Origin of the sequence: Saccharopolyspora galaxeae (assembly GCF_016526145.1) — a bacterium.
Classification (GTDB): Bacteria; Actinomycetota; Actinomycetes; order Mycobacteriales; family Pseudonocardiaceae; genus Saccharopolyspora_C; species Saccharopolyspora_C galaxeae.
In genome coordinates, this window is record NZ_JADDUE010000013.1 from 134,286 (window position 1) to 147,214 (window position 12,929).

General features: G+C 70.3%; 11 protein-coding genes. 5 read left to right on the forward strand and 6 right to left on the reverse strand.

The window, feature by feature from the left end; all coding sequences use genetic code 11:
• Positions 1-117 precede the first annotated feature (117 nt).
• Genes INP57_RS25605 through INP57_RS25625 form a run of 5 tightly spaced genes read left to right on the forward strand, consistent with a single transcriptional unit; the run spans position 118 to position 5,763 of the window.
• Positions 118-1,305 (forward strand): CaiB/BaiF CoA transferase family protein, encoded by a 1,188-nt coding sequence (locus INP57_RS25605; RefSeq protein ID WP_200072903.1) that lies wholly within the window; start codon positions 118-120, stop codon positions 1,303-1,305.
• Complete coding sequence (locus tag INP57_RS25610) at positions 1,302-2,237, forward strand: HpcH/HpaI aldolase/citrate lyase family protein (RefSeq protein ID WP_200072904.1); 936 nt, start codon at positions 1,302-1,304, stop codon at positions 2,235-2,237. Before INP57_RS25605 ends, INP57_RS25610 begins: the two co-directional genes overlap by 4 nt.
• A complete protein-coding gene (locus tag INP57_RS25615) occupies positions 2,234-3,055 on the forward strand; it encodes a cyclase family protein (RefSeq protein WP_200072905.1) in 822 nt (273 codons plus the stop codon). The genes INP57_RS25610 and INP57_RS25615 overlap by 4 nt, the downstream gene beginning before the upstream one ends.
• Entirely contained in the window at positions 3,052-4,449 is a 1,398-nt protein-coding gene (locus INP57_RS25620; RefSeq protein WP_200072906.1) for an MmgE/PrpD family protein, read from the forward strand. The genes INP57_RS25615 and INP57_RS25620 overlap by 4 nt, the downstream gene beginning before the upstream one ends.
• Positions 4,450-4,467: 18 nt before the next feature.
• Positions 4,468-5,763 (forward strand): MFS transporter, encoded by a 1,296-nt coding sequence (locus INP57_RS25625; RefSeq protein WP_200072907.1) that lies wholly within the window; start codon positions 4,468-4,470, stop codon positions 5,761-5,763.
• A 213-nt stretch (positions 5,764-5,976) separates the two neighbouring features.
• Here INP57_RS25625 and INP57_RS25630 read toward each other — a convergent pair whose 3' ends face one another.
• From INP57_RS25630 to INP57_RS25655, 6 genes are all read right to left on the reverse strand, one after another.
• Complete coding sequence (locus INP57_RS25630; RefSeq protein ID WP_200072908.1) at positions 5,977-6,606, reverse strand: MBL fold metallo-hydrolase; 630 nt, start codon at positions 6,604-6,606, stop codon at positions 5,977-5,979.
• Entirely contained in the window at positions 6,606-7,688 is a 1,083-nt protein-coding gene (locus INP57_RS25635) for an S-(hydroxymethyl)mycothiol dehydrogenase (RefSeq protein WP_200072909.1), read from the reverse strand. The genes INP57_RS25630 and INP57_RS25635 overlap by 1 nt, the downstream gene beginning before the upstream one ends.
• Positions 7,689-7,752: 64 nt before the next feature.
• Positions 7,753-8,340: a sarcosine oxidase subunit gamma gene (locus tag INP57_RS25640; protein ID WP_200072910.1), complete on the reverse strand. Its 588-nt coding sequence runs from the start codon at positions 8,338-8,340 to the stop codon at positions 7,753-7,755.
• On the reverse strand, positions 8,333-11,176 hold the full coding sequence (locus tag INP57_RS25645) for a 2Fe-2S iron-sulfur cluster-binding protein (RefSeq protein ID WP_307850277.1): 2,844 nt from the start codon (positions 11,174-11,176) through the stop codon (positions 8,333-8,335). The genes INP57_RS25640 and INP57_RS25645 overlap by 8 nt, the downstream gene beginning before the upstream one ends.
• Positions 11,173-11,439, reverse strand: a complete 267-nt coding sequence (locus INP57_RS25650) for a sarcosine oxidase subunit delta (RefSeq protein ID WP_200072912.1) — start codon at positions 11,437-11,439, stop codon at positions 11,173-11,175. Before INP57_RS25650 ends, INP57_RS25645 begins: the two co-directional genes overlap by 4 nt.
• A gap of 122 nt (positions 11,440-11,561) precedes the next feature.
• Positions 11,562-12,794 carry a sarcosine oxidase subunit beta family protein gene (locus tag INP57_RS25655; protein ID WP_200072913.1) on the reverse strand — a complete coding sequence of 411 codons (1,233 nt, stop codon included), beginning with the start codon at positions 12,792-12,794 and terminating at the stop codon, positions 11,562-11,564.
• Positions 12,795-12,929 lie beyond the last annotated feature (135 nt).

Sequence of the window (12,929 nt, forward strand, 5' to 3'; positions counted from 1 at the left end):
GCAAGAGCGCCACCGGAAAGCAAGCCGCTCTTTGTTCCCATCAGGGAAACACTCGGCATCGAGCCCGATTCGCCGCTCGCAGACCCGAAATTGGCTCTCAGAAAGGCAGGTGCGCCGATGGCGGATGCGCTCTCCGGGATTCGCGTTCTCGACACGGCGACGCTGTTCGCCGGGCCGCTGGCCGCCACGATGCTCGCCGACTACGGCGCGGAGGTCATCAAGATCGAGCACCCGAACGGCGATCCGGTGCGCGGGCACGGCGCGCAGCGCGACGGCGTCGGGTTGTGGTGGAAGATGCTCGGCCGCGGCAAGCAGGCGATGACGCTGTACCTCGGTTCCCCGGAGGGGCAGGAGATCTTCCGCCGGATGGTCGCCGACGCCGACGTCGTGATCGAGAACTTCCGTCCCGGAACGCTGGAGCGCTGGGGGCTCGGCTACGAGGAACTGCGCCGGATCAACCCGGGCATCGTGCTGGCCCGCGTGACCGGTTTCGGGCAGACCGGGCCGTACGCGAAGCGACCGGGCTTCGGGACGCTGGCCGAGGCGATGAGCGGGTTCGCCGCGATCACCGGCGAGCCGGACGGCCCGCCGACGCTGCCGCCGTTCGGCCTCGCCGACGGGATCGCCGCACTGGCCACCTCGTTCGCGGTGCTCACGGCGCTGCGCGCCCGCGAGCACACCGGCAGCGGCCAGGTAGTCGACCTCGCGATCATCGAGCCGATCCTCACCCTGCTGGGCCCGCAGATCATCGCCTACGACCAGCTCGGCGTCCTGCAGGAACGCACCGGCAACCGCTCCAACAACAACGCGCCGCGCAACACCTACCGGACCCGCGACGGCGGCTGGGTCGCGATCTCCACCAGCGCCCAGTCGATCGCCGAACGGGTCGTGCGGCTGGTCGGCAGGCCGGATCTGGCCGAGCAGCCGTGGTTCGCGAGCGGGGCCGAGCGCGCGCAGCACGCCGACGAGCTCGACGAAGCGGTCGGCTCGTGGATCGCCGAACGCGATCGCGCGGAGGTGATCGAGGCGTTCGAGCAGGCGCAAGCCGCGATCGCCCCGATCTACACCGCGGCCGACATCGTGCAGGACCCGCAGTACGAAGCGCTCGGCACGATCGCGACGCTGCCCGACGACGAGCTCGGGCCGGTGCGGATGCAGAACGTGCTGTTCCGGCTGTCGGAAACCCCGGGTCAGATCAGCTCGACCGGTCCGCCCATCGGCGCGCACACCGAGGAAGTGCTCGCACGCTACGACGTCACCGGCGCGGCGCTGGACGAGCTGCGGGACAAGGGCGTGATCCGATGAGACCCGCGCGCAGCTGGCTCTACGTGCCGGGTGACCGGCCGGAGCGCATCGGCAAAGCACTCGCCTCGGACGCCGACGAGGTGATCCTCGACCTGGAGGACGCCGTCGCCCCCGCGGCCAAAGACGAGGCACGCCGAGCGGTGCTGGCCACACTCGCCGACGGGCACCGCGCGCACGTTCGGATCAACGCCACGGACGGTTCGCAGGGACGGGCCGACGTCGAGGCGCTGGCGGCCGCTCCGGGCGCGCTCGCGGGCGTGCGGGTGCCCAAGTGCGAGGACCCCGGCGAGCTGGGCCGGGTGGCCGACGCGCTCGGCGTGGCCGTGCATCCCGTGGTGGAGTCCGCGTTCGGCGTGGAGCACGCATACGCGCTGGCCACCGCGCATCCGCTGGTGGCGGGGATTTCGCTCGGCGAGGCCGACCTCGCCGCGGACCTGCGGGTTCCCGGCGTCGAGTCGCTCACCTGGCCGCGCTCGCGCATCGTCGTCGCGGCACGTGCGGCCGGGTTGCCGAGCCCGGTGCAGAGCGCGTGGACAGCCGTCCGCGATCTGGACGGCCTGCGCGCCGACACCGAAGCGGGCCGGAAAGCCGGATTCTTCGGGCGTTCGGTGCTGCATCCGGCGCAGATTCCCGTGGTGCACGAAGCGTGCGCACCCGATCCGGACGAAGTCGCGCGAGCTCGGTCCCTCGTGGACGCGCTGCGCGTGACCGACGAAGCCGCGTGGATCGACCACTCCGGACGTTTCGTCGACGCGGCGGTCGTCGAGCAGGCCAGGTGGCTGCTTTCGATCACCGGCGAAGGGACCAGCAGGCGCACCGGCAACGACGCCGAATCCGTCCACAAAGTACAGACCGACCAGCGGGACGGGACCGCCCGGCAAGACCGCCACAGCGCCGAACACACGAACAACGACGAAGGGCACGCCCCATGACGACCACCGAGGACCCGCTGCTGGCGGCGATCGCGGGCGGAGTCCGGCTGATCGAGCTCGGCCAGCCGTTCTTCACCGGGATGCCGTGCTCACCGAACCATCCCGGGTTCCGGATGACGCTCAACCGCCGCCACGGCGACATGCGGCGGGCCGACGGCGGCTCCGCGGCCAACGAGATCATCGTCACCGGCGGGCACGTCGGCACCCACATCGACGCGCTCTCGCACGTGAGCCATCGCGGTGAGCTGCACGGCGGGATCGACGCGGCCGAAGCCCAGCAGGGCGGCGCGTTCTCCGCGCACGGAGCCGAGAACCTGCCGGGCCTGCTGCGGCGCGGCGTGCTGCTCGACGTCGCCGCCGTGCACGACGTCCCGACGCTGCCGGCCGGATATGGCGTCACCGCCGAGGATTTGGCGACGGCCGCGCGGCGCGCGGACGTCGAGCCGGCCGGAGGCGACGTCGCGCTGATCCGCACCGGCTGGGCGCGCAACTTCACCGACCAGACCGCTTACCTGGGCAAGGAAACGGGAGTTCCCGGGGCGACGGAACAGGCGGCGCAGTGGCTCGCCGCACGCGGGATCGTCGCCACCGGCGCAGACACCACCGCCTACGAGCAGATCCCCGCGGGTGCCGGGCACTCGCTGCTTCCGGTGCACCGGGTTCTGCTGGTGGAGTCCGGGATCTTCATCATGGAGCACCTGAACCTCGAATCCCTCGCAGAGCAGGGCATCGCGGAGTTCGCGTTCCTGCTCGCTCCGCTGCGCATCACCGGCGGCACCGGCTCGCCCATCCGCCCGCTGGCGGCGGTGAGCGCATGACGACGCCGGTTCAGCGCCTCGCCGAGTTCGCGGCCTCGGTGCGCGCGCGAGGACTTCCCGAGCGGCTGCGCGACGACTCCGCCCGCAGGGTGCTGGACGTGCTGGGCAACAGCCTCGCCGCCACCTCCGAAGCACCGGCGGCCGCGGTCGGAACGCTGGTCCGTGAGTGGGGCGGGCAGGGCCGCGCGAGTGCGATCGGCGGCGGGCGGCTGCCGGAGCCGAGCGCCGCGCTGCTGAACGGAACGCTGGCGCACTCGCTCGACTTCGACGACACCCACCTGCCGTCGGTGCTGCACCCTTCCGCGTCGGTCGTTCCCGCCGCGCTGGCCGTCGCCGAGTCGCGCGGGGCGAGCGGAGCGCAGCTGCTCGACGCCGTCGGCGTCGGTGTCGAGATCACCGTCCGGGTCGGAATGGCGGGCTACGACCGGGAATTGGGCAACTCGGTGTTCTTCGAGCGGGGACTGCACGCCACCGCCATCTGCGGCGCGCTCGGTGGCGCCGCGGCCGCCGCGATGTTGTCCGATGTGGACGCAGAGGGCATCGCGGACGCGCTCGGCGTCGCGGCCAGCATGGGTTCCGGGCTACTGGAGGCGAACCGCACCGGCGGCACGGTCAAACGGGTGCACTGCGGCTGGGCCGCGCATTCGGCGGTGACCGCAGCGGGCCTCGCACGCACCGGGATCACCGGTCCGCCGACCGTGCTGGAAGGCAGGTTCGGCCTGCTGCAAGCCTTCTGCGGCGACCAGGCCGACCTCGACGCGCTGCTCGACGGACTCGGCGAGCACTGGGAAATGCCCGGCATCTTCTTCAAACCGTATCCCTGCAATCACTTCACCCACGCCGGAGTCGACGCCGCGCTGCGGTTGCGGGCGCGGGGCGTGGCGCCGGACGAGATCGAAAGCATCGAATTGGGCGCGCCGACCGCGGTCCTGCGCACCATCGGCGAACCGCGCGAGGAGAAAACCGCCCCGAAATCCGGCTACCACGCCGCTTTCTCCGGCCCCTACACCGTTGCGGCGGCGTTGCTCGGCGGCGGCGGGCTAGGGCTTTTCCACGAGGACTTCACCGACGCCGCGGCCGCCGATCCGGAACGACTCGCGCTCGCCGCGAAGGTCACCTGCGTCCCCGACGCGGAGTGCGACGAGATCTTCCCGCACCAATTCCCGGCGGTGCTGCGCGCACGGCTGCGCGACGGAACCGAACTCACCGAGCGCGTCACGCACAACCGCGGTGGCGACGGCAATCCGCTCTCGGCGGAAGAACTCGCCACGAAGTTCCGCCGCAACGCCGCCCGCGCGGTCACCGGCCGGCGCGCCGAGCGGATCACCGAACTCACCTACGGCCTGGCCGACCTGCCCGCGGTCAGCACGCTCACCGACCAGCTCACCGACTGACGACCGAGGGACGACAACATGCCCACCACCCGTTTTCGCTGGATCACGATCGGACTGGTCGTCTCGCTGATCGTCATCAACTACATCGACCGCAGCGCGGTGTCGTTCGCGGTCCGCCCGCTGCAGGACGAGTTCGGCATCAGCACCACCCAGTACGGCGCGATCTCCAGCGCGTTCGCGGTCGGGTACATGGTGTTCACGTTCCTGTCGGGGTTCCTGGTGGACCGGTTCGGCCCGCGCCGCGTGCTGCTGACGGCCATCGTGCTGTTCTCGCTGGCCACCGCGCTGATCCCGCTGGCGGGCGGGTTCGCCGGACTGCTGCTGATCCGCATGGTCCTCGGCGTCGGCGAGGCGCCCGCGCTGCCCGGCGCGACCAGGTTGGTCAGCAGCTGGCTCCCGCCGCGCGAGCAGGGCCTCGCCCTGTCCCTGATCGGCGGGGTCGCGGTGTCCGGCAGCCTGCTGATCGGCGGTCCGCTGCTGACGCAGCTGATCGGCCTGACCGGCTGGCGCGGCATGTTCTGGGTGATGGGCTGCGTCGGCGTGGTATGGGCGTTGCTCGCCTTCTGGCTGCTGCGCAACACTCCCGGCCAGAGCCCGTACGCAGGTGACCGCGAACGCGCCCACATCGCCGGCGGGCGGGGCAACACCTCCGACGCACTCCCGCGCGTTGCGAACCAGGGCGGCCTGCTGGCGAACTGGAACCTCTGGCTCGTCGCTATCGGCTTCTTCTCCTGGGGCTTCATGTTCTGGGGCTTCATGTTCTGGCTGCCCGAGTACTTCCAGCGCACGCACGGGCTGAGCATCGAAAGCGTCGGCGCCTTCTCCATCGCGCCGTGGGCGGCCGGTGTGCTCGGCGCGCTGCTGGGCGGCGTGCTGGTCGACCGCCGCTACGCGCGCACCGGCAACCCCCGCACCCGCTTGACGATCATCGGCTGCGCGATGCTGGCCGCGGGCGCCGCGCTGATCCCCGTGCTGACCACCTCGAGCCTGACCGTCGCGCTGATCTTCATCTCGATCGGCGTCGGCTGCGGCTTCATCACCGCAGGCATCTGGTTCGTCGCCGCCATCGACGCCGCGCCCGGCCGACCGGCCAGCGCGGCCGGGTTCGTCGACGCGGCGTTCGCCCTCGCGGGCATCATCGCGCCGTCCATCATGGGCTTCGTCGTCGACCGCACCGGCACGTTCACCAGCGGATTCGTCCTGATGAGCTGCCTGGCTGCGGCAAGCGCGCTGTTGTTGCTGCTCACCGGCACGAACCCGCGCCAGGCGGCGGCCACCGCCCCGGCACCGTCCAACGCGGCATCCGGGGACTGAGGAGTGTTCGGGAAGCGGTTCGCGTAGGTGGTCGGGCAGCGGAACCCCGGGCGGCTGACGGCTCCGGGATCTCCTCCTGACGTAGTGCCGCTGTCCTCGCCAGAAGACGCCCGAGAACCCCGCCGGTGGTCGGGCCGAGTCCTCGGGCACCGCAAGCGGCCGACGCCGCCTCCTCAACAGAACCTAGCCGGCAGCATCCCCGCGGTTCCCGGCTCAGTAGCCGCGCGCGACCCACTCGTCGAAGTGCTCTCTGACCTCGCCGATGGTCGTGCTCGCGCCGTGCCCGGGGTGCACGCGGGTCCGTTCCGGCAGCGGCAGCAGCCGGTCCCGGATCGAGGCGGTGATCGCCCCGAAGTCGGAGAACGACCGGCCGGTGGCGCCCGGACCGCCCGCGAACAACGTGTCCCCGGTGAACACCACACCCAGGTCCGGGCAGTACAGGCAGACCGAACCGGGCGAATGTCCCGGTGTGTGGAGGACTTGCAACGCCGCCCGCCCCACGCCGAGCTGCTGGCGGTCGGCGAGCCGGTGATCGGGGACCTGGTAGGGGTGGGTCAGCCGCCAGACCGGAAGATCGTGCGGGTGCAGGAAAACCGCCGCTCCGACGGCCTCGGCGAGGTCCGGTGCGCAACGAACGTGATCATCGTGGGCGTGCGTGGCCAGCACCGCGCGCACCGCGCGGTCCGCCACCAGCTCACGGATCCGGTCGACGTCGTGCGGGGCATCGATGACCACGCATTCGCGCTCGTCGCCGACGACCCACGCGTTGTTGCTGACCTCGTGGATCTCCCCGTCCAGGCAGAACTTCCCGGTCGTCGTGGTGTGGTCGATGCGCACGCCCATCAGAACGTGACCACCGAACGCAGCACCTCGCCGCGGTGCATCTTCTCGAACGCCGACTCCACGTCGTCGAGCCCGATCCGCTCGGTGACGAACCGCTCCAGCGGCAGCCTGCCCTGCTCGTGCAACTCCGCGAGCATCGGGAAGTCCCGTTCCGGCAGGCAGTCCCCGTACCAGCTCGACTTCAGCGCCCCGCCGCGGGCGAACACGTCCAGCAGCGGCAGTTCCAGCCGCATCTCCGGGGAAGGCACGCCGACCAGCACGACCGTGCCCGCGAGGTCGCGCGCGTAGAAGGCTTGAGTGTAGGTCTGCGGCACTCCGACCGCGTCCACTACGACGTCGGCACCGTTGCCGCCGGTGAGTTCCCGGATGGCTTCCACGGTGTCGGACTCCGCTGCGTTGACGGTGTGCGTCGCGCCGAACTCGCGCGCCCAGTCCAGCTTCACCGGGTCCTTGTCCACCGCGATGATCCGGCGAGCACCCGCCATCGCAGCCCCGGCGATCGAGCCGTCGCCGACGCCGCCGCAGCCGATCACCGCCACCGAATCACCGGGCCCGGCGTTTCCGGTGTTGACCGCCGCACCGATCCCGGCCATCACTCCGCAGCCCAGCAAACCCACCACCGCGGGCTCCGCCGACGGCGCGACCTTGGTGCACTGTCCGGAGTGGACGAGCGTCCGCTCGGCGAACCCGCCGATTCCCAGCGCGGGCGAAAGGGGCGTGCCGTCGGCGAGCGTCATGGGCGCAGCCGCGTTGTGCGTGTCGAAGCAGTACTGCGGACGGCCTCTGCGGCAAGCCCGGCAGACACCGCACACCGCGCGCCAGTTGAGCACGACGAAGTCGCCGGGCGCCAAGTCCCGCACGCCGTCGCCGACCGAGTCGACGACGCCCGCGACCTCGTGCCCGAGCAGGAACGGGAATTCGTCGTTGATGCCGCCTTCGCGGTAATGCAGGTCGGTGTGGCAGACCCCGCACGCCTGCACGCGCACGACGGCCTCACCGGGTCCTGGATCGGGGACATGGATCGTGGTGACTTCGACCGGCTTGCCCTTCCCGGTCGCCACAACGCCACGCACTTCGGTCACGACAATCTCCAATTCGGGGTCGACCGGTTCGGTCCTTATCGGGCAGTCCTTGGCGGCTCGTTGTTCACCCGACGTACTCGGCGGCCGCGTCGATCAGCCAGTCGGTGACGTACCGGGCGAACGAGGCGCGCACGATCAGCCAGTAGCTCGGCGGCTGCACGTCCCGGCACACCAGGATCACTCCGGCGCGCGCCAGCAACGTCTGCGCGCAACGGTCCGGCCCGAAGCTGCGCGGATGCAGGTCGAGCGCGCATCCCTTGTTCAGCACTTCGCGGGCGCTCGGCCCGGACACTTCGATGATCGTCCGGTTCGCCGAGACGTCGACCACCGCTCCGTGCTCGTCGCCCAGCGCCGTGCTCAAGGTGTCCTGCATGGACTCGGCGGTGCCTTCGCGGCCCAGCAGCAACCATTCGTCCGGTCCCAGCCAGAGCACCAGCAGGTCACCGGTCCGAACCACGCTGCCCGGCAAGTTCGGCAGCATCGCACCGATCGCGGTGCCGATCCGCCCGCCCGCGAGGCCTTTCGGGTCCACGCGCAGATCGACCTGCGCGGTGAACGGGATCTCGGCGATGCGGACCGCGTCCGGCGCGGAATGCCGGGCGAGCGTACCCGCACGGGCGGACAACGGGGATTCGCCGTAGGGCTCAGCCATCGCGACGCGCTCCTTCCTTGTCGTACAACACGGGTTCGGTTACTTCGAGCGGAACGAGCCGGTTGCCCACGAGGCTGTAGATGGTGGCGCCGATCCGGTCCCGCCCGCCTTTCACCAGTGCCAACGAGAAACCTGTCCGGAGCGCTGCACTGCGGTAGCTGGAGGTGACGTGCCCGAGCATCGGGACCGGAGGTTCCGGCAGCTCGGCGCTGCCGACCAGCGCAGCGCCCTCCGGCAGCACCAGGTCGGGATTCTTCGGCAGCAGCCCCACGAGGTGCTTGCGGTCGGTGCGCGCGGTGTCGCTGCGGCTGAAGGACCGCTTGCCGAGGAAGTCGTCCTTCTTCTTCGACACCGCCCAGCTCATCCCGAGGTCGTGCGGAGTGACCGTGCCGTCGGTGTCCTGCCCGACGATGGGAAAACCCTTCTCCGCACGCAGGACGTGCATGGTCTCGGTGCCGTACGGGGTGATCTTGAAGGGTTCGCCCGCGTCGTAGAGCGCTTCCCACACCTCGCGCCCGTACCACCGCGGAACGTTGATCTCGAAAGCGAGCTCGCCGGAGAAGCTGATCCGGCACACCCGCGCCCGCCGGCCCGCGACGATCCCGTCCCGCCAGGACATGAACGGGAAGCTGTCGTTGTCCAGCTCGATGCCCGAGGCCACGCGGCTCAGCACCGCCCGCGAATCCGGCCCGGCCAGCGCGATGGTCGCCCAGTGCTCGGTGACCGAGGTCAGGTGCACCTGCAGGTTGGTCCACTCGGTCTGCAGCCAGTCCTCCAGCCACTCCAGCACGCCTGCGGCGTTCCCGGACGTGGTGCTGATCAGGTACCGGTGCTCGCCGGTGCGCGTGACGGTGCCGTCGTCGAAGACCATGCCGTCGGCGGTGCACATCACCCCGTACCGGATGCGGCCGACCTTGAGGGTGCTCATCTTGTTCGTGTAGACGAGATCCAGGAATTCGGTCGCATCCGGCCCCTGCACGTCGATCTTGCCCAAAGTGGACACGTCCTGGATGCCCACACCGCCGCGCACCGCGCGGCATTCGCGCAGCACCGCGGTTTGCATCTGCTCCCCGGGCAGCGGGTAGTACCACGGGCGCTTCCACTGCCCCACGTTCTCGAAGGGCGCGCTGTGCTCGACGTGCCAGTCGTGCATGGCGGTGACGCGGATCGGGTCGTAGCGGTCCCCTCTGTCGCGTCCGGCCAGCGCGGCGAAGGTCACCGGCGTGTAGGGAGCGCGGAAGGTCGTCGCCCCGACTTCGGCGAACCGCTTGCCGAGCAGCTCCGCGATGATCCCCGTGGACAGCGGTCCCGACGTCTTGCCCTGGTCGTGCGCGGTGCCGATCGTGGTGAAGCGCTTGACGTGCTCGACCGAGTCCATCCCGGCGCCGATGGCTTTGCGGATGTCGGCGACCGTGGCGTCCCGGGCGAGGTCGACGAACTGGTGGTGCCCTTCGGAATCCGCCGGACTCGGCAGCAACCACACGTCTCGGCCCGCCAGCACGGGCGGATTCTTCGCGACGGGAACCCGGCCCGGTTCCGCGTCGAAACCGGCGGCGCGTGCCGCGTCGACACCCGCTTGCGCACCGCTGTGCAGGCAGTCGGCCGTGGCGAACGAGCCCGCCGCCGCACCCGCCGACCGCACCCTGCGATCGTCCTGTTCGGGCACGAAAGCACCGATTTCCGGGCTGTAGCGGAGTTCTCCCCCGGATTGGCTGTGCAGGTGCACGGCCGGCGTCCATCCACCGGAGGCCAGCAGCAGATCGCAACCGACGACCTGCCGGACGGGCGCCGGGCGGTCCTCGCTGGTGTCCACATTGGTCAGATGTACGCTGGAAATCCGCTCGCTGCCGGATGTTCCGACCACCGCGGCGCTCGGCCGGATGGTGATTCCGCGCTCGATGCACAACGAAGCCCAGTAGGTCGACACGACCTCCCGCGCGTCGACGATGGCGGCGATCTCGACCCCGGCATCGTGCAGGTCGATGGCCGCCCCGTAGGCGCTGTCGTTGGTGGTGAACACGACCGCGCGCCGCCCCGGAAGCACGCCGTACCGGTGCAAGTACGTCCGCGCCGCTGAGGCAAGCATCGTGCCGGGACGGTCGTTGCCCGCGAACACCAGCGGGCGCTCGTGCGAACCGGTCGCCAGCACCACTTCTCCCGCGCGGATGCGCCAGATCCGCTGGCGGCTGTGCGCGTCGTCGCCGCGGTGCTCCACGGCCACCAAGTAGTTCTGGTCGTAGTGACCGAACACCGTTGTGCGCGGCAGCATTCGCAACTCCTCGCACGAGTCGAGCTCCGCGACCGCCCGCTGCACCCACCGGGTTCCGGCAGCGTTGTCCAGGGTTTCGCCGTTTCCCAGCAGGCTGCCGCCGAACTCCGCATCGGCGTCCGCGATGATCACCCGCGCCCCGCTGCGCGCCGCGTTCAGCGCAGCCGACAGGCCGGCGGGGCCGGCTCCGACGACGAGCACGTCGCACTGGGCGTGCATCGCGTCGTAGCGGGCGGGATCCGGCTCGGTGGCCAGTCGCCCCTGCCCGGGAAGCCCGATGGCTTCGAGCCCGTCGCGCAGCTCGACCGTCGTCGCGGGCAGCATCGGCTCCGGGAACGGCTTTTCGATCTGCACCAACGCGTTCGGTTCTTCCGAGCCCGCGGCGACGATCCCGCGCGGTCGGCCGTAGCGGATGCTGGTACCGACCTGGTGCACGCCGTTGGCCAGCAGGGCCGAGGCGAGCGTGTCGTCTTCGTAGCCTTCGTAGTCACGGCCGTCGAAACGGAAGCGAACGGTGCGCCCGCGGTCGATGCGGCCGCCCTCGGCAAGCCTGTACTCGTTGCTCACCTCGTCACCGTCCTCGGCTCGTCGGCGTGGATCTCGTTGGTGGCGGTGTCCCGGCGCACCGTGAACCATCGGCGGCAACCGGCCTGGTGCGACCAGCGCTCGGCGAACACGCCCTTCGGATTGTCGCGGTAGAACAGGAAACGCGCCCAGTCCACATCGGACACTGCGCCCGGGTCGACCGGGTACTGCACGCCCGACTGGCCGCCGTAGTGGAACTCGGTCTCATTGCGCGGCCCGCACCACGGGCAAGGAATCAGCAACATGGTGAGTCTCCTTCGAGGTTTCTTTGGAAGGATCTGCGCGGCGGTGCCGGCTGCTCAGGTGGTCGCTGCTCAGCGGCTCCGCCGCTGACAAGGCAAAAATCGAAGACCACAGTGCTGACCCTTCAGTGCGCGACGCCCGCCGCGCCGTGCTCGTCGACCAGCGCGCCCGTGGTGAAGCGCTCCAGGCTGAACGGGGCGTTGAGCGGATGCGGTTCGTCGTGGGCGATCGTGTGGGCGTAGCACCAGCCCACTCCGGGCGTGGCCTTGAATCCGCCGGTACCCCAACCACAATTGACGTACAGGCCGTCGAACGGCGTGCGGCCCATGATCGCCGAGGCGTCCGGTGTCACGTCCACGACTCCGGCCCAAGTGCGCAGCACGTGCGCTCGCGCGAACATCGGGAACAGCTCCACGGCCGCGGTCAGCTCCCGCTCGATGGTGTGGAACGACCCCCGCTGCCCGTAGGAGTTGTAGGCGTCCACACCGGCACCGAGGACGAGTTCTCCCTTGTGCGCCTGCGAAACGTAGACGTGCACCGCGTTGGACATGACCACCGTCGGATGCACCGGCTCCAGCAGTTCCGAGACCAATGCCTGCAACGGATGGCTCTGGATCGGCAACCGCAGCCCCAACTCGTCGGCCAGCACCGAGGTGCTCCCGGCCGCAGCCAGCGCGACCTTCCCGGCCCGGATCGGCCCGCGCGTGGTCGCCACGCCCACCACCCGATCACCGACCGTCTCGAACCCGGTGACCCGGCAGTTCTGCACCAGATCCACCCCCATGCGATCCAGCGCGCGAGCGAAACCCCAAGCGACGTGATCGTGCTTGGCGATCCCCGCCCGCGGCTGCCACGTCGCACCGAGCACCGGGTACCGCAGCTCTTGCGAGGTGTTCAGGATCGGGCAGACATCGGCCACCTGCCCGGGATCCAGCCATTCCGCGTCGATGCCGTTGAGCTTGTTCGCCTCGACCCGTCGCACGCTGTCGCGCACCTCTTGCAGCGAGTGCGCCAGGTTCAGCACACCGCGCTGGGAGAACAGCAGCGGATAGTCGAGCTCGTCCGCCAACCCCTCCCACAACTTCAAGGCGTGCTCGTACAGGCCCGCGCTCTCATCCCACAGGTAGTTCGAGCGGATGATCGTCGTGTTGCGGGCCATGTTCCCGCCCGCCAGCCAACCGCTCTCCAGCACTGCGACGTTGGTGATGCCGTGGTTGACCGCGAGGTAGTAGGCCGTGGCCAGGCCGTGCCCGCCACCTCCGACGATCACCACGTCGTACGACGACTTCGGCTCCGGGGATCGCCAGAGCCGGTCCGGGTGTTCGGGCAACTCGGCGCCGGGGGTGCGCGGCGTCATCAGAAACCCCCGTTCAGGTTCGGGTAGAGGGGTTGTGCGTTGGCGAGTGCTTCGACGCGGCCGCGGAGTGCGGTGGTGGTCTCGGTGGTGAGGTCGGGTTGGAGGGCTTCGGCGATGATGTCGGCGACTTCGGTG